Genomic DNA, 20,699 nt, shown 5'->3' with positions numbered 1-20,699 from the left:
CGTCGTTGCGTCCGCCGGGGAAAGATGGCCATGGATGATGACGATGTGCGGGCCGCTCTGCGGCGCCACTGGGCCGCCTCCGACGCCAACGACTTTGCGACAGAGCACCAAATCTACCGAGCTGATGCAGTTCTCGAGTATCCGCAATCCGGTGAGCGCATCCCTGGTCGAGCCAGCATCGAGGCGACGCGCGTCGCACAGCCAAGCACGAAACGCTTCACCGTGCGACGCATGCTTGGTGGCGGCGATCTTTGGATCAGCGAACTCGTCCTGACGTATGACGGGCAACCGTTCTACGTGGTCAGCATTATGGAATTCGAGGACGGTGAGGTGGTCCGCGAGACGCAGTACTTCAGCGAGGCGTTCGAACCGGGGCCGTCTCGGGCTCAATGGGTCGAACGAATGGAATGAAGGGCATGAGCAGCACGGGCGGCGTCGCAGGCAAGCCCCCTCGCCGGCAGGCCGGGCGTGTCCGGGGTCTGCGAGTTTCCGACCGGCGCTGGAGGTGCTTCTCACGCTGACAGGGGCGTGGTCGATGATCTAGGACGCTATGGCCGAGCCCTTTCCGCGGGGAGGCCGAGGTCTGCGTCGGCCTCGATTTCCACATGGGTCGGATGGCCGGATGGCTCAGATTTCAGTCGGCGGTGGAGATTCACGCAGCGACTGCGGAAATGCTTGCGCGAGTGCAGGTCCGAGCTCTTCCGAGTGCGGGAGGCTGGCAGCGCAGGATGACATGCGCGGCAACGTCTGGCGGACGAGACCGTGCCCGGCAGCCAGGCGGTTGACCCGTGACTGACCTTCAATCACCGCTGGAATCATTCCAATTTTATGTAATCAGAGGCCCGGTGAGTGTGATCACCAACTGGTCAACCTATCCAATCCGCATGCAGCCCAGAGTGACCCACCATTGGTGAACACCCCTCCATTCTCTCTCCAGAGGCTCTCTCCTCTTCTCGGTGCACACTGTCATGGTGAGGAATGCCGCGAGGCGTGCCGGTGCTCTTGTCGCGATCGCCGTCGCATGCGCCTGTTCACCCGTCGATGACCACAAATCGGCTGCTCCGACCGTTCTCGTCCAGTCGACACAGTTCGCACCGCCACCGGCGCCGATCACCGATCTCGTTCCCACTGCCGAGCAACTGACCACGCTCTACAACGCCACGACCGACTACTCGATACGCGAGGAGGACCGTTCACGACTCTTGGACGGTCCCAGCGATCAGACCTTGCGGATTGCACGGTCCTGGGGTGCACAACCCATGCCCCAATACATCCAGTTCACCACCGTGGAACCCGGCGGACCGGACCGTGTCAATGCGAGTGGGCAGGGCTACGTCGATGGCATGGCCCCGTATCCGGTGGGGCCGATTCCTTTCGTGCGTTCCGACAACGAGTGGAAGCTGTCCCACCTCCACGTTTGCAGCGTCTTGACCGCGCTTCCGGGGCTAGACGGCGGTTGTCGGTGAGGCTGACCATCGTCGTTGCTACCCGGTAGGTCCAGGATGTGGGCACAGGGTGGCAGACGGCTCATCGTCCCGATTCTGGAAGCATGAGTATCAGGATTCGATCTGCCTCGCTGCCCGTGAAGCGGATCACCGACCTGGCCGCCGAAGCAGCGGTCATGCACTCCCGATCGGGAGGAGCCTCAGAAGTGGCAGCGCGATCCATCCAGTACGACCGGTCTCCCCTTTCACAACCGGGGCGGCCCACTGGCACACAGGTTCTGGCCGACCCACAGCGTCCAGAGCAAACGACCGCCCAGCGTCAGGGGAAGGCTTACATGATCTCGGAACCGGGGATCGTTTGAAGGCCCCCCGAGATGGCCACGTCAGGGTGCGCAGCCGCTGTCCCGTCCAACTGCGACATGGCTGCTGTCGGTGGGTGCGGAGCTGCACAGGCGGTAGGTGGCACCGTTCTTGAGTTCGTCGGACGTGAAGGACTGCTCCGTGAAGTTGTTCATCCAGATGACGTAGTTTCTCTGGTTCGCGGGGACGGCATCGAAAGGCGACGTGTAGGTGCATACACCCGTGCCATCGGGCCTCTCGTTGATGGACCCGGCCTCCAGTGCCGACGATGCGTATGCAGCACCGCTGTCTCCGAGGATGACCACTTGGTCGCCCGGGGCGACACGAGCCGTTCCGATGGTGCACTCGCCGGATGCAGCCGATGCCCGGTCTGCTTGGCCCGTGACAGTCACTGTGGCGGCGAAGGTTGCCGGCACGTCCGTGTTGGTCACGCAGCTCGTCAAGATCAGCGCTCCAACAGATGCCGCCGCCGCGATCCGCCCCCATTTATGCCCCATAGACAGCCACGGTAGGCGACCTGAGGCGCGCCCGTTGGTGGTCACCCGAACCGAGGCGGTGGCATTCACACATGGCTTGTAACTAATGAGCCACGGCTGCGGGAGCAAGAGAAAACCGCGGTCCTGCAATGGTGGAATGTGGACGAACCTCCGACTCCGATCGGAGCGCATGAAGCGCACGTGCTCGATGCTCTGCGCGCCAGCGAGCTGCCGCCCCTTCGCTCCACCGCACTCGTCATCGCAACGAACCCGCGTGAGTACGGGTCTCATGTTTGACGAACGCCATGTGGGACGAACATTTGGCCTTCCGGTGGGAATCCGATCTCGACCAGAAGCCTGCGCAGGCATCCTGGCTCGGCGCAGGCCGTCCGGATTCGCCCCGCCGCGACTGGTATGGATACCTGCATGGTGATGAACGCCGAGAATTGGCAGCGACGTACCGAGTGGCCCTTGATCGTTGCATCCCTCGTATTCCTGGCCGCGTATTCGTTCTCCGTTCTCGCACAGCCCGTTGGCCCGACCGCACGAGGCGCGAGCGCGGTAATGACCCTCACGTGGGGCTTGTTCGCCGTCGACTTCGTCGTGCGGCTCACACTCGCCGAGCGGCGCGGGCACTGGCTGCTACGCCACCTCCACGAGCTCGCGATGGTGGCACTCCCTATGCTGCGGCCGCTACGCCTGCTGCGGCTCGTCACACTCCTCGGCGTGCTCCAGCGCTCCGTCGGCACAGCGCTGCGGGGGAAGGTCGTCACCTACGCGATCGGCTCGACAGTGCTGCTGATTCTGGTCTCCTCGCTCGCGATGCTCGACGCTGAGCGTGGCGCTCCGGATGCCGTCATCACGACCTACCCAAACGCGTTGTGGTGGTCGGTCGAGACGGTCACCACAGTCGGATACGGCGACTACGCGCCAGTCACTGAGACCGGGCGGATGATCGCAGTTGGGCTGATGATCGCAGGGATCGCACTGCTGGGCGTCGTCACGGCAATTCTTGCGTCGTGGCTCGTCCAACGAATCGGTGAAGAGGACGAAGCGAGTCAGGTCGCGACGCGTGAGCAGATCTCAGCGCTCACGGCGGAGATCAGGCAGCTGCGGGTAGAGCTGCAGGGTGAGAACGGGACGATTCGGCTCGACCTGGGCACACGTTCGACAGCAAGTTCCGCCACCCAGACAATGGGCATCAGTGCGGGCTGGTGCGAATGTGGGCATGGCCCAGTTTTGGAAGTCGGAGAACATCAGCCCATTCCGGGTCACTGCATCGAAACGTGACATCAGCTGTAGCGCCGAGGCAGGACCGCTACGCGTTGAAATATCAGCGGCGGGACTGCTGCACGGATAGATGACATCTGATCTGTGGTGCCAGGAGGCACTGCTGGAAGGATGTACCCCGTGCCGAAGCCGCACCCCAAGGAGTTCCGCGACGACGTCGACCGTGTGGCCCGGAACCGAGAGCTCGATCAGCAGCTGAAGCAGATCGCCGCTGACTTCGGGGTCAGCGAGTCCTGCCTGGCCAGCTGGATGAAGGCCGCCGACGTCGAGGACGGCATCAAGCCCGGAACCACCGCCAGCGAGAACGCCGAGCTACGCGAGGCGCGGAAGCGGATCCGACTGCTCGAGCAGGAGAACGAGGTCCTGCGCCGGGCCGCGGCGTATCTGTCGCAGGCGAACCTGCCGGGAAAATGAGGTACCCGGTCGTTCGTGAGCTGGCCGCTGACGGGATCCCCGTCGCGGTGACGTGCCGCGTATTGAAGATCGCTCGCCAGCCCTACTACGGCTGGCTGGCCGCCCCGGTGGCCGCCGCCGAACTCGACGAGGCGTACCGGGCGAACGCGCTGTTCTGCGCCGAACTCGACGAGGCGTACCGGGCGAACGCGCTGTTCTGCGCCGACCGTGACGACCCGGAGTTCGGATACCGGTTCCTCGTCGACGAGGCCGCCGAAGCTAGCCAGAAGATGGCGTTGCGCACCGGGTGGCGAATCTGTTCGGAGAACAAGTGGTGGAGCTTGTTCGGGAAGAAGCACGGCACCAAGAACATCCACTCCGGCCCGCCGGTCCATGACGATCTGGTCGCCCGAGAGTTCGCCGCAGAGGCCCCGAACATGTTGTGGCTCAACGCCATCACCGAGCATCACACCGGCGAGGGCAAGCCCTACCTGTGCGCCGTCAAGGACGTGTTCTCGAATCGGATCGTCGGCTACTCGATCGACTCGAGAATGAAGGCCCGTCTCGCCGTCGACGCTCTCGACTCCTGCCGTCGCCCGCCGGGCTGCGGCCGGGGATCAGGTGGCCGGCTGCGTGGTGCACAGCGACCGCGGATCGCAGTTTCGTTCAAGGAGATTCGTCCACACTCTCGGATGGCATGCGACGGCCGGATCGATGGGCCGGGTCGGGGCCTGCGGCGACAACGCCGCGATGGAATCGTTCTCGCGCTGCTGCAGAAGAACGTCCTCGACCGCCGGCCCTTGGCGACGCGTGACGAGCTCCGGATCGAGATCGCCACCTGGATCGAACGCACCTACCACCGCCGGCGGCGCCAGACCCGTCTCGGCAGGTTGACCCCCGTCGAATGCGAGACCATCATGGCCACGTCAGCCAGTCAGGTTGCGTGACCGAACCTGTCACCTATCCGTGCAGCAGTCCCAATATCTCTCATCGCCCGAGCGCTGGCCGGGTTGCGCCAAGCGGAGCACGAGGCGTTCGCGCGCAATCGGTGAGAAACAAAACGAGACACATCGATCCTCGGCGGGGCTGAGATACCCGTCCGGCCGGCCACTCGACGTCAGCTGACCGCAACCGCCCAACCGCCACTGGAACTGCTCCAAATCTGTGTGATTTGGAGCAGTCCTTAAGTGTGATTACCGACTGGTCAATCTATCCAATCCGCATGCAGCCCAGAACGAACCGGCATTGGTGAACACCCCTCCATTCCAAGGGTGTTCACCCATGAAGCCAGTTTGGGTTCACCAATGCGCGCCGCGAGTGGCATTCTCAGCCAACGAGCTCTCTTCCCTATCTCTCCATCCGTCCAGTCAAATCCAGACGGACGAGTGGAGGAGCCCAGGTAGTAGTCGCCCGCCGCGGGTGAGGCGCGGCGCCTGACCAGTGCCTAGCGTCGAGTTCGGTGCCGGCGAAACGCCGCCGAACACCCGACGAGGAGGAGCACCGTGAGCGAAGCGATCCGGCGGACGAGTTTGCCGATTCCCGACATCCGCAAGGCGGTCACCCCCATGTACGAGGCGACCGACCCGGACAGCACGTTCGACCCGATCGAGCCGCTTCGCCCGCCGGAGGGTGCGCCGAACGTCCTGGTGATCATGCTTGACGACGTCGGGTTCGGGGCGTCGACGACGTTCGGTGGCCCATGCGCGACGCCGACGGCGGAACGGCTGGCGTCGCAGGGGTTGAAGTACAACCGTTTCCACACCACCGCGCTGTGCTCGCCGACGCGTGCGGCCCTGCTGTCGGGCCGCAACCACCACGCCGTTGGGATGGGTGCGATCACCGAGATGGCGACGTCGGCGCCGGGCTACAACTCGCAGCGACCCAACACGTGTGCGCCGCTCGCGGAGACCCTCAAGCTCAACGGCTATTCGACCGCGCAGATCGGCAAGTGCCACGAGGTACCGGTGTTCGAGTCCGGCCCGACCGGCCCGTTCGACCACTGGCCCCATCCCGGTGGCGGGTTCGAGTACTTCTACGGCTTCATCGGCGGCGAGAACAACCAGTGGTACCCGTCGCTGTACGAGGGCACCACCCCGATCGACCCGTGGGGTACCCCGGAGGAGGGCTATCACCTGATGCCCGACCTCGCGGACCACGCGATCTCCTATCTGCGGCAGCAGAAGTCGACCGCGCCGGACAAGCCCTTCTTCATGTACTTCGCGCCCGGCGCCACCCACGCACCGCACCACGTGCCGCAGGAGTGGATCGAGAAATACAAGGGCAAGTTCGACGATGGCTGGGACGCCCAGCGCGAACGGACCTTCGCCCGGCAGAAGGAGCTCGGGCTGATCCCGGCCGACGCCGAACTCACCGCCAGGCCGGCGGAGATCCCGGCCTGGGACGACATGGACGAGGCCCTCAAGCCGGTCATGCGCCGCCAGATGGAGGTGTACGCAGCGTTCCTCGAGTACGCGGACCACCACACCGGCCGCGTCATCGACGCACTCGAGGACATGGGCATCCTCGACGACACCCTGATCTACTACATCATCGGCGACAACGGCGCGTCCGCCGAGGGATCGCTGATCGGCACCACCAACGAGTCGATGCTCGTCGAGCCGGGTCCGTGGCAGCAGCCGGACTATCTGATCGAGCACATCGACGATCTCGGTTCCCCCAGGGCGCACAACCACTATGCGGTCGGCTGGGCGCACGCGATGTGCACGCCGTACCAGTGGACCAAGCAGGTCGCGTCGCACTTCGGCGGCACCCGCAACGGCACCGTGGTGCACTGGCCGGCGAAGATCGCGGCGAGAGGCGAGATCCGGCAGCAGTTCGCCCATGTCATCGACGTCGCGCCGACCATCCTCGAGGTGGCGGGCATCCCGGAGCCGGACTTCGTGAACGGCGTGATGCAGGAGCGCATGCATGGTGTCTCGATGGCCTACAGCTTCGACGATGCCGATGCGGCCGAGCGGCACGAGTCGCAGTACTTCGAGATGGCCTGCAACCGCGGCATTTACCACAAGGGCTGGACGGCGGTGACCAAACACCGCACGCCGTGGGATCCTGCCGGCGCGACCACCAGCGTCATGGCCGACAGGTGGGAGCTGTACGACACCAGCACCGACTGGACCCAGGCACGCGACCTCGCCGCGGAACAGCCCGACAAGCTGGCGGAGCTCAAGCGGATCTGGGACATCCAGGCGGCGATCCATCACGTGTTCCCGCTCGACGGGCGCTTCTTCGAGCGGTTCAACTCAGAGATCGCGGGCCGGCCGACCCCGGTCACGTCCACGACACAGTTCTTCGACGGACGGATGCGCCGCATTCAGGAGAACGCGGCGATCAACATCAAGAACAAGTCGTTCTACGTGACCGCCGAGATCGGGATCCCCGAAGGAGACCCAGCGGAGGGCGTGCTGATCTCCCAGGGCGGCGAGGGCGGCGGCTGGGCGCTCTACCTCAAGGACGGGCGGCCGCGGTTCTGCTACAACATGCTCGGCGCGCGCTACGACTACGTCGGCGGCGACGACGCACTCACCCCGGGCACCCACCAGGTGCGTTCCGAGTTCGCTTACGACGGTGGCGGTATCGGCAAGGGCGGCAAGATCGCCCTCTACGTCGACGGAACCAAGGTCGGCGAAGGGCACATCGAATCGTCGGTGCGATTCACCTTCTCAATGGACGAGACCCTCGACGTCGGTCAGGACTGCGGCTCGCCCGTTTCCGAGGAGTACAAGGCCAGGTACAACGAGTTCACCGGCGACCTGAACTGGGTCCAGATCGACATCGGCGACGACGACCAGGACCACCTGATCTCGGCGGACGAACGTTTCAAATTCGCGATGATCAAGCAGTAGGCAGCGCGACCCGAACACGAAGCGGCCCCGGAAAACTCGACTTCCCGGGGCCGCGGCGTGCTTCCAGACCGCTCGACCGTCGGACGCAGGCCGGCGACCGTGACAGTGCGGCGTCGCTGGGCCGCCCATACCGCGCCACGTCGATCCACACGTAGGGCTCAGCGGGACCGCTGGCAATCGCCCGGCACACCTCGTCGTTGGTGAAAGCTGGAACGCATCCAGATTCCCGTGTGATTAACGGCCCTCGCTAAGTGTGATTACCAACTGGTCAACCTACCCAATCCGCATCCTGGGCAGTACGGCTCGCCATAGGTGAACACCCCTCCATCCATCCATCCACGCGCCATCTCTTCTCGATCGCTGCCTTTGATCGGTGATGGCCGCGTATCGGCGCCGCGCCGACGATCGCGAGTCAATTGTGGGGGCTTGGTGAACACGGGGCGTCGAGATCGGGGCGACGCCCCGTATGCCACCTTCAACCGCGCGGCACACTCGCGGAAACAAAGCGTCATTGCAAACGCGAATGCCCTCACACGACGCCCTCGAGCCCGTCGAACTCGCTGCACCGAGTGCCCGGATCGACGAGCAGCATCCGCCCAAAGCGGGAGCGCTCCGCCGCGTCGAGACGGCCGGAAATCCTTGCGAGCAGCCGTCTTCATCCTCAATATCTGCGCCACGGCATCATTCACCAGCTCCGGTTGCCGCCGTGACCGGGGTTGTGCCGCGGATCGGCCGGGCGTTCACTTGAAGAGCCACATCCCTCAACGCCGCGCAGAACTAGCACGGTGGGCTGGACGTCGACCAGCGACGGGCGGCAGGAAGGATGATTCATCGATCCACCGGAGGCGAAAGTGACCGACCTAGAGCAGTTTGCGGAACTGGTGTCGCTCGACCACGGCCTCAGTGTCGTCGTCACCGTCCGCGCCGACCACACCCCGCACATCGCGGTCGTCAACGCCGGCATCCTCGCCCATCCGACCACCGGTGAGCAGGTGGTCGCGTTCGTCGCCGTGGGCGGCACCCGCAAGCTCGCCCATCTGCGCCATGACCCCACGATCGCCGTCGTCGTCCGTGCCGGCTGGCAATGGGTCGCCGTCGAAGGCCGTGCCCAGCTGATCGGACCCGACGACCCCCACCCCGAGGTGGACACCGAACGGCTCCGGCTCATGCTTCGCGACATCTTCAGCGCAGCAGGGGGGACCCACGACGACTGGGCCACCTACGACCGTGCGATGCGTGAGGAGCATCGCACTGCCGTGTTCGTCTCTCCCACTCGGGTCTACTCGAACCCGACCTGAGCGGATGGCCCCCGCCGCCCGGCGGACGTCTGTGCTCGAGCTGATCGACCAACGCACGAACGTGCGCACCGCGACGAATCCGAACTCCCGCCGACTCTTTCCCGGTCGCCGCGCCGGACAGCCGCTCCGAATCCCGGCAATCACCATCATGCGCCGAAGCCGCGAGCCGGATCAAACGGTCGGTTTTCTCTCTACTTCTTTGCCGACCCCCGCGAACGCCAGAATCACCGGCGACAGACAAATCTGCCCCAAGTGAGAACGTTCGACTCAATCGAGAGAATGGCGTGCCATTCGCTTCGAGCGAGTCGGCTAAACCATCGAACCTCAATCAACCGGGCACACCAACGCCCAATGATCTCGTCCTCCATCCACCCCAGAGTCTCGTCGACGGCCTGGCGCCGGCTCGGCTGTCCCAGTGGTCGAACCGGGCCACAAGGAGCCCGTCCGCCTTGAAGCTGCTTCGCCCCGTGTCCGCCATCCGGGGGGAACCTCAGTCCGCACCGCTCGACGAACCAGCGACGGAGAATCCGAATGTCCGAACGTCCGAACGTCCGAACGTCCGAACGTCCGAACGTCCGAACGTCCGAGAGTGTCCGGCGAATGCCCTGTAATGCCGACTATCGCGCGGTTCACCTGCGTCTTCTTGCGGTCGGCAGACGATCGTCGAGAGTTGGTCTGCCTGCGAATTCGATTGCCTGCACATGGGATTGGCGGGTGACATCGCCCACACCGCGTGCCTGCCCGCGTGCCACCCTCTATAAATGTAGAGGTAACCTGTAGATGCAAGGGCGGGCCAAAGGAGCTGGGTTAAATGTCTTCACAACCGCTGGTTTCCAACGTTTCGGACACCGCGCGATGGGTGGCCGCGCATCGCGCCATGGAATCCGCGCGCCCGGATGCGTTGTTCCGCGACCCACTGGCCGACCGGCTCGCCGGAGAGCGCGGCCGCGCGATCGCGGAGGCTGCCGGGCAGGGGATGGCCGATGACTGGTTCCTCGTGACCCGCACCAAACTCATCGACGACCAGGTGGCCGCGGCCGTCGCCGCCGGATGCAATCTGGTACTCAATCTAGGCGCCGGCCTCGATACACGGCCCTACCGGATGGAATTGCCGACCGACCTGGTTTGGATCGAAGTCGACCTGCCCGATCTCGTCGCCGAAAAGTCCGCACTACTCGCCGAGGAGACACCCCGGTGCCGCCTGGTTCGGACCGCGGTCGATGTCACCGACCCCGGCGCTATGACAGCGTGTCTCGACTCGGTACTCACCGATGCTGCAAGAGCTTTGGTGATCTCAGAGGGGCTGGTGATGTACCTGGACGAGGCCGACGTAGTCGCCTTGTCCATGGTGTTGACGCGCCCCGAGATCATCGGATGGTGCCTCGACTTCAGCACAGCCGGAGTGGCTCAACTGATGGCCGACCGTAACGAGGGCCTGCTGCGGCGGGCACCGTGGACATTCCTGCCCGCCAATGGCGTCACGTTCTTCGAGGAACTCGGATGGAATGCGACCTACCTCGAATCAATCGTCGTGGGCGCAGCTCGATTCAACCGGCTCTCGCCGCCCGTTCCTCATGAAGACCTCGCCGCTCAGCAACCCGATCCCTGGGCGCCCGGCCAGCAGCCCTACAGTGCCGTCGTCCGATTGACTCACAAGTAATCGCCCGTTGCTCTGCCGGCCTGGTTCGTCAATAGTTCGAATCGTCGGTCACCAAGCGATAGACGACGTACCCGATGAACCACGCCGACAGGGCGCAACGCAATCTGTGTGATTTGGCGCCCTCCCAAAGTGGGATTACCAACTGGTCAACCTATCCAATCGGCACGCAGCCCAGCATGCTCCGCCATAGGTGAACACCCTTCCATCCACGTCCATCAGTCCATCCAGCCCTCCCGTGCGTTCTCGCGGCACTGAAACCTCGAGAGTTCTCCAACGTTCTTGTGACGGAGGAAATCTGTCCTGCTGGAGGGTCGTCAAACAGGACGGCCGGCAGAAGCGGAACCCGAGAGTTCGAACGCCCTCGCGGCAACTGCAGTAACGATGCGCCTGCCCCAGCGGATATCCAGACTGTCCGTTTCTTTCACAGGGGGTAGATCTGAATGAAGCGCTCATTTCTCGTCCGAGCTGGCGCAGTAGCCGTCGGACTCGCGGCGCTCGGCGCGGGCGTAGCGGCGCCGCAGGCGAGTGCGGCGGAGGCGTACGTTCCGCCGCCCGGGTACGAGCTGAACACGAGGTGGTTCAAACTGCCGTGGGAGCCCAGCAGGTCGTGGGACAACAATTCGAACCTGCTCAGTCCGTTCGGCACTAGCGACATCTACTGCTACAGCCACCCCGAGGCGGTGACCGGCCCGCTTCCGCTCGACTGCTTTCAGCTCGATCCGTGGCGACAGACCCATCAGGTGATGCGGGTCCCGTTCTCGCAGAACTTGCACACCATCAATCCGGTCCCGACCCCGCCCGGGCTACTCCCAGGGACGCTGGGATCGTCCTGACACGTGAAGTGCCCAACCGTAATCGGTTGGGCACTTCACGGTTCGCCATGAGCACCGTGGCCGGCATTCCCTCACCAGCTCTCGCACGACCATCTATGACTCTCAGAGTGCCGCCAGCCGTCCTGTTCAGCGATCGGTCACAGGACACCCACCGGGCCTGCGATCAGTGCCAGTTGAAGCACGTATGACCCGCGGAATCCGGTCTGAGTACACAGAAGATGGTGCGCGATACCCTGCGTGGGTGGCCAACAACGTGAGCCTTCGCATCATGCGCCTGCGAGCTCTGATTGAGCACCCACGCACTGGAGACAGTGAACGGGCAGCAGCAGAAAGAATGCTCGAGAGAGTCCTGAACAAGTCGCGCACCCAGTACGACTACGGTGACCGTACATACGGTGCGCGCCACGATCGGATCGGCCGGCATGCCGGTCTGTCGCGAATCGCAGACATGATCCGCGAAGACATTGCGCTTGCGCGAGTGACGTTCCCGGCGGCTACAACATCGGAACAGGTTGCCGTCAAGGACCCAATCGGCGATGCCCCTCCAGGGATCAGCTTCACCGTCGAGACGCCGCATGATGCCAGTATCGACATCACGATTCGTGACGTCCCCAGGGATTGGGGATGGGACGGCGAAGATGGTGTTGAGACCGTCAGCGCTTCGCTACGAGCCCTCGCCGGCGAGCTCGCGGAAATCATGAACGGCTACAACCGCAACGGGTCCGACGTAGAGAAAAGGTTCTTCGGCCGCGTTCGAGTGGGCAGTGAGACGCTGGAGTGGTGACCACGTGTCAGATCGGTTGGTGCGCTGATGCGGACTCTCGTTCCCCTCGGCCCTCGCCCGACGTGACGCCCGTCGAGCGAGAACCTCGCCGACGCGAAGTGGTGTGCCGAGGATCGGGTTCCCCAAGTAGCTGTCCCCAGGGGTCGGGCAGGTCGCGTTCGAGGTGCCTAGACCGCAAGGTCACCACATTCATCGCAGCCAGGGTGAACTCGAGCAGCAGTCGGTGCGCGGTGAGGCCAAAGATCCGGAAGTACCCGCGGCGCAGGTGCAGCACATAGCTTTTCAGACCGCCGAACGCCGATTCGATACCCATTCGGCGGTAGTAGGACGCGAACCACCGACGGCTCCCGCGCGGGAACGGCATTCGGATCTGCGACTGGTCCTCGTTGGTGAGCGTCACCGACTTGCAGCAGGCGCAGGGGTCATCCGGACGGCGGCGGTCGCATTGCACGGTCGGATGCTCGTAGCCAAGTCTCATCGATCGCGGAGACAAGGGGCTGCGGATCCGTGCCAGCCACACCGCCGGCCCCCGGAAGCGCTGGGTTCCGTCCCGCGGCTTCGCGCCGAGCGGCACGAACGCGTACGGGGCCCTGAGCGCACGCAGTTGCTGGGCACGAACCTTGTCGTCCTCGTTCATGTCCCGGGTGAGGCGCTGAATGCGACGCAACGCTGTGGCAGGCATTCGGTGTAGAGCGTGCCGTCGATCCAGATGGTTCCGGAGCAATCTGGCCAGGATCCTCGAGGCCCTCGTTCCGGTTGTCGAGCGTGGCATCTCCAGCGGTGAACTCGAGCCGGAAACCGATGCGCGGCAAGTGGTTCTCGAACTTCTGGCGCTCAACGAAGGGTTGCGGTCGCAATGGGCGAGCCTGCCGGACGAGTCGATCTCCCTCGAGTCTTCGAGGCCGCGGCGGACGCTCTTCCGACGCGCAATTCCGTCGACGGGGCCGGTCTCTGCTGACGCCGGTTAGTTCCTCGTCGCCTCCGAGTGCACCTCGGAGGCGGCGGCCCGTCACGCGCAGGTGCTGGCGATCACCACGCCACTGGAGGCGTCGTACTACCGCGCGTACTCGTGGGAGGGCTCGAACCGACGAGAAGGCAGTGGCAACATCCTTCGACTGGCTGGATTCCGAAGCGGTCTAGAGTTCGCCCCGTGCGTGTTCGTTCGGGTACGAGCCGAATTCCCAACTGGTGTAGGCAGTTAGTCGAGGGCACACCACCGAGCGGGCATGTGCTTGCCGTCGCCTGCGGTGACGGGCCGCGAACCCTAGAGATGTGACACTTCGGACAGCCTGGAACCTGCCCAGACACCGTGGGCTCAGCAGCCCCTAGCCAAGCGTGATGCCGGAGCACACGAGACAGAAACCGCCTCCATGGAAAAGAGCGATGACCACTTCTCCGCGGCGTTCTCGTTGCCGTGGCTCAGCCGACTTGATCCGAACTGGCGAGAACGACATGTTGCGAAACATCGAGACGGCTTACCACTGCCGGAGGTGATGGCGCCCAACGCCATCCCGATCACCCAACCTGGATGGGACTGCACGTAAGCCAGCCCGAGAGTGACACAGGACACACCGGCGACCATCCACCTATCGATTCCAAGGTGCTCACGCAGCGCCTCGATGCCGGCGATGAGGTGCTCGGTCGTGTTCGTCGAGAGAGAGCCCGCGAGTGGTTGACTACGTCCGCCGCCACGCGGGTCGAACAGTCCCGCACGAAACACGCTCGGGTCGAAGAACCACCGCGCGCCCACCGGCGGCACGGCCTCCAGCGAGCCGCTTCAACGCCAAGCCGCCCCGACCGAGATTCACCGGTCGCGGCGCACTATCGCCCGATTGCCGCGATGACCCGATCCGCGAGTGCGCGTTCACCATCCGCATTCGGGTGCACCGGAATCGGCTGCGTGGTGTTGAGCATCGGCTCGACCCAGCGCTGTCCGACCGGCTTGCAGGCGTCGTGACCATCGGAGACCTGCGACATGTCAACGAAGGTCGAGCCGGTCTCCGCGGCGGCACGTTCGACGGCGTCGTTCAGCATGGCCTGCATGTCACGCAGGTATCGGACGTCGCCCTCGGCCACCGGCATCTGGGGAAAACAGCCGCCGCTCGCGGGCAACACCCACGGGTAGCCGACGATGACGACGTGGGCGCGCGGCGACTTGGCATGGATGTCACGCAGCGCGGTGACCAGCGCGGGGTAGGTCTTGTCGACGATCGGATCGGTGAGGCTGGTCCCGTACTGGGCCCGGCAGGGTTCGAACGCGCCGGGGTGCGTGGCCATCGCGCGGATGCAGGTCGCCATCGCGCCCGCGAAGGTGCCGTTGTTGTTGCCGCCGATCATCAGGCTGACCAGTTCGGTCGTCGGCGTGAGCGCTTCGAGCTGGGGCCGCATGCCGTCGTGCTGGGCACCGTAGAAGTCCTCCGTCGTCGCACCCCCGCAGCTCACGTCGGTGAGCCGGTACCCGAGCTGCGCGGCCACGACGTGCGAGAAGTCCCGCTGCGACTGCCAGCACTTAGGCTCTTGGTCGGGCACGATCGGGAAGACGCCCGACCCGGCGCTGAAGCTGTCGCCGAGATTGACGTACTCGAGACCGGGCGCGTGATCGGCCGGCGCGGATGCGGATGCGGTGGCACCCGACGCGACGCCCGTGACGGCGGCCAGGGCCGCCGCCGTCGCCACGAATCGTCGAACTCCAGCCTTGAGCCTCATAGCGTTCTCCCGCCTTGTTGTGTGTCGGTTGCGCGATCGGCGGTCGCAAGGCCACTCGCGCTGCGTATCGCCGATCGCTGTGAAAACCGCATTTTCACCGGACCGCGACCGAGGGTACGGGACGCACATCAGGCCGGGGTGTGGTTCCCTCGTCAGGACCGTCGACTTGCCCGTTCGGCCCGACAGGGGCGGCGATGGTCACCGGCGGGAAGGAAGGCCGGTGGGGGCGCCCACTCCCGGGCGAAGTGCGCTGGCTGAACCTGTCGAGCAGAGCCTCCGGCTCCGCTGCCGCGGTTTCAGTGAGGTACTCCGGCACCCACAAGTCCGACGAATAGGGCACAGCAGGAAATCGATGCGGACACAATGCTGGTTGCCCGCGCGCTCGCCCGGATGCGCCCTCCACGTATCTGGCGCGCCTTGACCAGGCTGACGATCACAATGATCGACGTCGCGCAGGCTGCGATCACGGGTGACACAACCGCGAGACCCCAGTCTCGGCCGACGGCCTGATGCGCGACTATCGCCGTGACAGCCGTGGCGGACAACGCAGTTCGCCTCCAGGCCAGTGATGTTCGCTCCGCCTGCAGACCCGGGTCCCTCTGTCCGTGCGCGCTCATGAGAACACGATCGCGGAGCCGGCCAGGACCGCTATGACAATCGTCCCCACGGCCAGGATCCGGATGAGTCCGAAGCTGGGCAGTGACTCATCACGACGCATCGCCCGCTGTATCGACCGCCAACGTGAATACGCGCCGCTTGCGAGAGCGGTCGAGAGGCCGATGCAGGTCAGGGAGACGGCGATGCGCGCCGACCCATTGGCAGCCGAGGCCGCGAGTTGGTCGACGGCCACGCCGCCGGCCAGGAGGCCGAGTGCTGTGCGAATCCACGCCAGGAACGTTCGCTCGTTCGCCAGGGTGAATCGGTAGTCCGGCTCACGCTCCTCGACACCTGCTTCTGGCTCTGACACCGCGAGATCCTTCCCTCTGTGGCCCGAGAAAAACGGGCTTCTACCTGGCTGTTGATTGCGGCCTTGATTGCCCTGACCGACCCCATCGCGATGGATTCGTCGAGACCGCGGGACGTTCCCATCCATCCCGCGACGGCGAATCGCAGGGGTTGACAATGACGTTTTCAGGTTTGAGTATGGCATTTGCGCTCGGAGGTACCGAGCGGTCCTGGGTGGTCTGCCTCGTGAATCACCGGTCCGACTTCCCGACCAGGAATGTGCAGCAACACGGAGGAAGAAACATGACGGAACGCGTGGAGTCGGTGCGTTCAGGCGCCTTGCTCGACCAGCTGAGCGAGGCGTGGCGCGGGTTCGGCCGCACGGTGGTTTTCGACGACCCGGATACCGACACGCCCCTCCTACGGGCTGAGGGCTTGCGGTTCGCAACCAGGTACCTCGCGGCGGGCGCCCTTCTGAGCATGGAACTGGCCGATCCGAGCTATCCGGAGTTCGGCAGGTGGGCCGACACCACGTGCAGCTGGGGTATCGACAACCCCGACGTGATCTACACGCTCGCCGCGGTCAGCGGTGACCGCACCTACCGGATCCACGGCGACCGGGGAACCGCCCACTACTTCGACATTCAGGTCCACTCCCCGCACTTCTGCGAGGCACCCGACTACCGGATCAACTCCAACATCGACAGTCGCACCCTGTCGGCCGGAAGTGACGGGGAGTTCGAGTTGCTCCTCGGTCCCGAACGCCCGGCCGGCTACACCGGAAACTGGCTGGCGATCGACGCCGAGGCGGGCTCGCTGTGTGTGCGACAGGTGTTCAGCGACTGGGCAACCGAGCGCCCGGCCAACCTCGTGATCGAGGCCGTGGACGCCGTCTACCCCCCGCCCGCCCCACTGTCGGAGGCCGATGTCGCGGCGCGTGCCGAGCGGCTAGTTCGCTGGCTGGACAAGGCCGGATCCTATTGGGACAACATGTGCAAACTGTCTCTCACGGCTCCCGCCAATTCCCTGGAATTCACTCCACTCAGCGAGAGTGCGTGGGGCGGCTTCCAGAATCAGGCATACGGCATGGGCAGTTTCCGGTGCGCGCCGGACGAAGCCGTGATTCTGGAGTTCGAGCCGCCGCAGTGCCACTACTGGAGCTTCGGTACGGGGAATTGGTACTGGGAGACGGTCAACTGGTTCTCTCGCCAGTCCTCTCTCAATCACGCCCAGGCCCGGCTCGACGAGGACGGCGTCTTCCGCGCGGTCATTTCCCACCGAGATCCCGGGGTTCCGAACTGGCTGGACACCGGCGGTCACACCCACGGCACCGTCAACGGCCGCCTGCTGCTTACCGAAAGCGTCCCGAACCCGACCATGAGGCTCGTGCCCCTCGCGGACGTCCGTAAGTACCTGCCCTCGGAAACGCCGACCGTGACCCCCGCCGAACGCACGGAGCAGATTCGGCTCCGCCGCCGTTCCGCGCATTTGCGCAACAGCCACTAATACCGACTGCCGCCGGGATACCCCTCCCACACCGAAGAACTGCGCGAACCTACACGCCCCTGACAGATCGGGTTATTCGGGTCCGCCTTACTGGATCGAGATCAACATGACCGAGACCACGACCAACAGACCTCCCCCACAACCCGGCGAAGATCCGCCGCTGAGTCGGCGGCAGCGCTGGCGGTACGGTGCGGCGCTCGCGCTCATCGTGCTGATATCTGAGCTCGCGCCGATGGAGATCACCTTGGTCTATCCAGCAATTCCACACATGACCCAGGATTTCCGAACACTGCACCTCGGCTGGGTCCTGACGATGGTGAGTTTGGTCGCCGTGATCAGCCTGCCGCTGGTCGGCAAGCTCGCCGACACCTACGGCAAGAAGCGAGTGATGCTGATCCTCGCGGCGCTCTTCTCCATCGGCTCCCTGATCTGCGCGACAGCGGACTCGTTCCCGATGCTGCTGGCGGGCCGGGCACTCCAGGGAACCGCGGGCGGGATGGTCGCGGTGTCCTACGCGTTGGTCCGCGACACCTTCCCGCGTCGCTGGGTCCCGGTCGCACTCGGTACCGTGGCCGCGGGAATCGGCGTCAGCGCGCTGGCGTCGCCGTTTGTCGCCGGCTGGTTCATCGACAACCACGGTTGGCAATCGTTGTTCTGGTTCATGCTCGGCTACGCCGTGTTGCTGATCCCGGTGGTGGCGGTGCTCGTACCCGAGACCTCGCTGCGACTTCATCAGCGATTGGATCTGCTCGGAGTCACGTTGCTCGGCTCCGGCGTCGGACTGGCCCTGGTCGGTATCAGTCAGGGACCGAAATGGGGCTGGGCCAGCAGCGGAACGCTCGGGACGCTGCTGGGCGCCGCCGGGCTGCTCGCCGCGTTCGTCGTCTGGGAGCTGCGCGTGTCTGCTCCGGCCATCGACCTCAGGCTGCTGGCCAGCGGTGCGCTGCGTTCCACACTGGTGGCGTACCTGTTCATCGGGTTCATGATTGCCGGGTACGGGCTGCTCATGCCGCAGATGCTGCAGACCCCGGCCCAGGTCGGGATCACGTACGGCGTGGGGCTGACGGCGACAGCGCTCGCGTTGTGGACCTTTCCCAGCGGCTTGCTGACCATGGTCTGCGGGCCTCTCGGCGGCGCCGTTGCGCGCCGGAGAGGCGCCCGGCTGACACTCATCGGTGCCGTCTGCGCGATGATCACGGGCCTCGTAGCCGCTGCTGCGCTGCCCGAACAACGTTGGCAGATAATGGTGATCTCCGCGGTCTTCGGCATCGGAATGGGGCTTTACTACGCGTCCGGACCGAACCTGGTGATGGATGCCGTGCCTGCCGAGCAGAGTGCCGTCGGCGCGGCCATGCTCGGGGTGGTCGCCCAGCTCGGCAATGCGATCGCGGTGACAGTCCTCAGCGTCGTCATGGCACAGAACATCGCGCGCCAAAACCCCACCACCGGACGAATCACCTACTCGGACACGGCGTTCCAGCATTCCTTCATCCTCGCAGCGGTGGTCGGTCTCGCGGGCCTCGCAGTCGCGATAAAGATGCGACACGGCCGGGCCCCCGCCACAGGGGGTGCCGTAACGCACTGAGCATCGTCGAGCGAGAGCCCTACCGACAATTCGAGCCGCTCCTCGGACCGCATCGATATGGCTATCCTCGAATTCGAGAACGGCAATCTCACCACGACTATGAGGACAGACAAGGTGACTTCCGCAGACCAAGAGGCTGTGAACCCCATCGCCACTGCCGCCGTCGATCGGCTGTTCGATCGGCAGCGCGACGAATACCTCACGGAAGCGCAACGCCTCATTCGCGCTTGCAGCAGCCTCATCGCCGAAACCGGTCAAGTGGATCCCCCTGTCACTGCGATTCTCGAGCGCGCGGGTCTGGCAACTCGCGCGTTCTACCGGCTCTTCAACTCGAAGGAAGAGCTGATCATCGCCGTGCTGCAAGATGGCACCACCACGAAAACCAGCTACGTCGTCGAACGAATGTCATCGGCGAGCACACCGCTCGAGCGTGTCGATGCATGGGTTCGAGCCGTCGTCGTCCCCTATACCCAGGATGTGCTGCAGGGGTATCGAGCAATCCTGCTCCACACGTACCGGTGGGAGACGATGTTCCCCACCGAACTCGCAGCGATGCGCGAGCAGCTCCTGCAGCCACTGGTCTCCGCAATCACCGACCTCCGCGGCGAGGACAACCCGAAGAACGCTCAGACCGCGGCCGAGATCATTTTCGACGCATTCTTCGGCGTCGCCTGCCGCGCAGAAGCACAAAAGCGGCTGGTCGATCCGGACGAGGTCACTGCCCTCACCCGGATGGCCGCACTCATCGCCACATCATTCAGCGCTACGGAGTGAACTACTAGTCACCTCGGGGTGGCAGTCGTCAGTTCGACCTGACGACAGAACGATCGCAACACAATTCGCTTGGCCGCCCTTGTGGCCAAGCCTCTTCGGCGAACGCTTGTGCATTGTCGAAGCCCAGAACTCCACCCACCCTCGAGAAGGAACCCATGAACTCGAACGACTCCCCCTCGCGCCGTGGCGCCCGCATCGCAGGCCTCGGCGCAGCTGCCGCCGTCACGATCGGCCTGATGTCGACGGGCGCCGCGAGTGCTGACACCTTCGTGCCGTTGCCGGACGGATCCAAGGCCACCCCCGGGGTCGTGGTTGCGCGGACCGGCGAGAGCGCCCTGATCTCGCCCTCGCTGGCCGCCAACGGCGCAGGCCGCACCGCGTGGGTGTCGGGCACCGTCACCGCGGACGTCTCGTCGATCACGAAGGAGGGCGAGGCGGGTCCGTTCAACGGACAGACCAACGTCCCCGGCACGAACAACTCGTCCACGCACGGGGTTTCGCGGATCAGCACCGGCTACATCGTGGGTTGCCAGGTCGACATCACCGGCCTCGGCGGCTCGATCGGCGGCGGCATCGATCTGAACGGCCCGTCGATGAACGCCTCGCTGACCGTCCCGGTCGCGGCCGGACAGGTCAAGTTCGTGAACGTCGCGGGCAAGGACATCAAGAAGAACGGCAAGTACTCGGTCCAGTACCAGGACACCCAGCTCGAGATCCAGAACTGCGGCGGCTACGCCCAGGCGCGGTCCTACACCGTCGTCGAGATCGTCGGCGACAACTA

Annotated in this window: 18 protein-coding genes and 1 pseudogene; 14 read left to right on the top strand and 5 right to left on the bottom strand. The window is 64.8% G+C overall.

Features of this window, described 5'->3' with window-relative positions; genetic code table 11:
* The first annotated feature begins 30 nt into the window (after nucleotides 1-30).
* Complete coding sequence (locus ACFXGJ_RS07440; RefSeq protein WP_378617708.1) at nucleotides 31-411, top strand: nuclear transport factor 2 family protein; 381 nt, start codon at nucleotides 31-33, stop codon at nucleotides 409-411.
* A 545-nt stretch (nucleotides 412-956) separates the two neighbouring features.
* Nucleotides 957-1,466, top strand: coding sequence for a hypothetical protein (locus ACFXGJ_RS07435; protein ID WP_378617707.1), 510 nt, complete (start codon nucleotides 957-959; stop codon nucleotides 1,464-1,466).
* A gap of 362 nt (nucleotides 1,467-1,828) precedes the next feature.
* On the opposite strand, the gene ACFXGJ_RS07430 is transcribed toward ACFXGJ_RS07435, so the two are convergent.
* Nucleotides 1,829-2,236 (bottom strand): hypothetical protein, encoded by a 408-nt coding sequence (locus tag ACFXGJ_RS07430; protein ID WP_378617706.1) that lies wholly within the window; start codon nucleotides 2,234-2,236, stop codon nucleotides 1,829-1,831.
* A 477-nt stretch (nucleotides 2,237-2,713) separates the two neighbouring features.
* Here ACFXGJ_RS07430 and ACFXGJ_RS07425 point away from each other — a divergent pair, with 477 nt between their 5' ends.
* From ACFXGJ_RS07425 to ACFXGJ_RS07390, 8 genes and pseudogenes are all read left to right on the top strand, one after another.
* Nucleotides 2,714-3,571, top strand: a complete 858-nt coding sequence (locus ACFXGJ_RS07425; RefSeq protein ID WP_378617732.1) for a potassium channel family protein — start codon at nucleotides 2,714-2,716, stop codon at nucleotides 3,569-3,571.
* 120 nt (nucleotides 3,572-3,691) lie between these two features.
* Nucleotides 3,692-4,911, top strand: a pseudogene (locus tag ACFXGJ_RS07420) (IS3 family transposase).
* Between the two features lie 618 nt (nucleotides 4,912-5,529).
* A complete protein-coding gene (locus ACFXGJ_RS07415) occupies nucleotides 5,530-7,827 on the top strand; it encodes an arylsulfatase (RefSeq protein WP_378617731.1) in 2,298 nt (765 codons plus the stop codon).
* 851 nt (nucleotides 7,828-8,678) lie between these two features.
* Nucleotides 8,679-9,125, top strand: coding sequence for a TIGR03618 family F420-dependent PPOX class oxidoreductase (locus ACFXGJ_RS07410; RefSeq protein ID WP_378617705.1), 447 nt, complete (start codon nucleotides 8,679-8,681; stop codon nucleotides 9,123-9,125).
* 31 nt (nucleotides 9,126-9,156) lie between these two features.
* A complete protein-coding gene (locus ACFXGJ_RS07405) occupies nucleotides 9,157-9,381 on the top strand; it encodes a hypothetical protein (protein ID WP_378617704.1) in 225 nt (74 codons plus the stop codon).
* 555 nt (nucleotides 9,382-9,936) lie between these two features.
* Nucleotides 9,937-10,785 (top strand): class I SAM-dependent methyltransferase, encoded by an 849-nt coding sequence (locus ACFXGJ_RS07400; protein WP_378617703.1) that lies wholly within the window; start codon nucleotides 9,937-9,939, stop codon nucleotides 10,783-10,785.
* A 440-nt stretch (nucleotides 10,786-11,225) separates the two neighbouring features.
* Nucleotides 11,226-11,618: a hypothetical protein gene (locus ACFXGJ_RS07395; RefSeq protein WP_378617702.1), complete on the top strand. Its 393-nt coding sequence runs from the start codon at nucleotides 11,226-11,228 to the stop codon at nucleotides 11,616-11,618.
* 241 nt (nucleotides 11,619-11,859) lie between these two features.
* Nucleotides 11,860-12,402, top strand: coding sequence for a hypothetical protein (locus tag ACFXGJ_RS07390; protein WP_378617701.1), 543 nt, complete (start codon nucleotides 11,860-11,862; stop codon nucleotides 12,400-12,402).
* Between the two features lie 7 nt (nucleotides 12,403-12,409).
* Here the strand turns inward: ACFXGJ_RS07390 and ACFXGJ_RS07385 are convergent, their stop codons facing one another.
* From ACFXGJ_RS07385 to ACFXGJ_RS07370, 4 genes are all read right to left on the bottom strand, one after another.
* Complete coding sequence (locus ACFXGJ_RS07385) at nucleotides 12,410-13,039, bottom strand: hypothetical protein (protein ID WP_378617700.1); 630 nt, start codon at nucleotides 13,037-13,039, stop codon at nucleotides 12,410-12,412.
* A 1,184-nt stretch (nucleotides 13,040-14,223) separates the two neighbouring features.
* Nucleotides 14,224-15,108, bottom strand: coding sequence for an SGNH/GDSL hydrolase family protein (locus ACFXGJ_RS07380; RefSeq protein ID WP_378617699.1), 885 nt, complete (start codon nucleotides 15,106-15,108; stop codon nucleotides 14,224-14,226).
* Nucleotides 15,109-15,404: 296 nt separating this feature from the next.
* A complete protein-coding gene (locus ACFXGJ_RS07375) occupies nucleotides 15,405-15,725 on the bottom strand; it encodes a DUF202 domain-containing protein (RefSeq protein WP_378617698.1) in 321 nt (106 codons plus the stop codon).
* Nucleotides 15,722-16,075 carry a YidH family protein gene (locus tag ACFXGJ_RS07370; RefSeq protein ID WP_378617697.1) on the bottom strand — a complete coding sequence of 118 codons (354 nt, stop codon included), beginning with the start codon at nucleotides 16,073-16,075 and terminating at the stop codon, nucleotides 15,722-15,724. The genes ACFXGJ_RS07375 and ACFXGJ_RS07370 overlap by 4 nt, the downstream gene beginning before the upstream one ends.
* A 281-nt stretch (nucleotides 16,076-16,356) precedes the next feature.
* Here ACFXGJ_RS07370 and ACFXGJ_RS07365 point away from each other — a divergent pair, with 281 nt between their 5' ends.
* From ACFXGJ_RS07365 to ACFXGJ_RS07350, 4 genes are all read left to right on the top strand, one after another.
* Entirely contained in the window at nucleotides 16,357-17,559 is a 1,203-nt protein-coding gene (locus tag ACFXGJ_RS07365) for a DUF1214 domain-containing protein (protein ID WP_378617696.1), read from the top strand.
* Nucleotides 17,560-17,665: 106 nt separating this feature from the next.
* On the top strand, nucleotides 17,666-19,144 hold the full coding sequence (locus ACFXGJ_RS07360; RefSeq protein WP_378617695.1) for an MFS transporter: 1,479 nt from the start codon (nucleotides 17,666-17,668) through the stop codon (nucleotides 19,142-19,144).
* Between the two features lie 114 nt (nucleotides 19,145-19,258).
* Entirely contained in the window at nucleotides 19,259-19,918 is a 660-nt protein-coding gene (locus ACFXGJ_RS07355) for a TetR/AcrR family transcriptional regulator (RefSeq protein ID WP_378617694.1), read from the top strand.
* Between the two features lie 155 nt (nucleotides 19,919-20,073).
* Nucleotides 20,074-20,699: MspA family porin (locus ACFXGJ_RS07350; RefSeq protein ID WP_378617693.1), on the top strand; the 626-nt coding region annotated here is incomplete at its 3' end.

The sequence above is a fragment of the Rhodococcus sp. NPDC059234 genome, assembly GCF_042754225.1.
Lineage (GTDB): Bacteria > Actinomycetota > Actinomycetes > Mycobacteriales > Mycobacteriaceae > Rhodococcus_G.
This window is presented reverse-complemented; position numbering and strand designations above follow the sequence as displayed.

What these genes read in the sequence shown, in the direction of transcription:
- ACFXGJ_RS07440 (WP_378617708.1), top strand. Translation starts at nt 31, where the DNA reads ATGGATGATGACGATGTGCGGGCCGCTCTGCGGCGCCACTGGGCCGCC.
- ACFXGJ_RS07425 (WP_378617732.1), top strand. Translation starts at nt 2,714, where the DNA reads ATGAACGCCGAGAATTGGCAGCGACGTACCGAGTGGCCCTTGATCGTT.
- ACFXGJ_RS07415 (WP_378617731.1), top strand. Translation starts at nt 5,530, where the DNA reads ATGTACGAGGCGACCGACCCGGACAGCACGTTCGACCCGATCGAGCCG.
- ACFXGJ_RS07400 (WP_378617703.1), top strand. Translation starts at nt 9,937, where the DNA reads ATGTCTTCACAACCGCTGGTTTCCAACGTTTCGGACACCGCGCGATGG.
- ACFXGJ_RS07395 (WP_378617702.1), top strand. Translation starts at nt 11,226, where the DNA reads ATGAAGCGCTCATTTCTCGTCCGAGCTGGCGCAGTAGCCGTCGGACTC.
- ACFXGJ_RS07385 (WP_378617700.1), bottom strand. Translation starts at nt 13,039, where the DNA reads ATGAACGAGGACGACAAGGTTCGTGCCCAGCAACTGCGTGCGCTCAGG.
- ACFXGJ_RS07380 (WP_378617699.1), bottom strand. Translation starts at nt 15,108, where the DNA reads ATGAGGCTCAAGGCTGGAGTTCGACGATTCGTGGCGACGGCGGCGGCC.
- ACFXGJ_RS07375 (WP_378617698.1), bottom strand. Translation starts at nt 15,725, where the DNA reads ATGAGCGCGCACGGACAGAGGGACCCGGGTCTGCAGGCGGAGCGAACA.
- ACFXGJ_RS07365 (WP_378617696.1), top strand. Translation starts at nt 16,357, where the DNA reads ATGACGGAACGCGTGGAGTCGGTGCGTTCAGGCGCCTTGCTCGACCAG.
- ACFXGJ_RS07360 (WP_378617695.1), top strand. Translation starts at nt 17,666, where the DNA reads ATGACCGAGACCACGACCAACAGACCTCCCCCACAACCCGGCGAAGAT.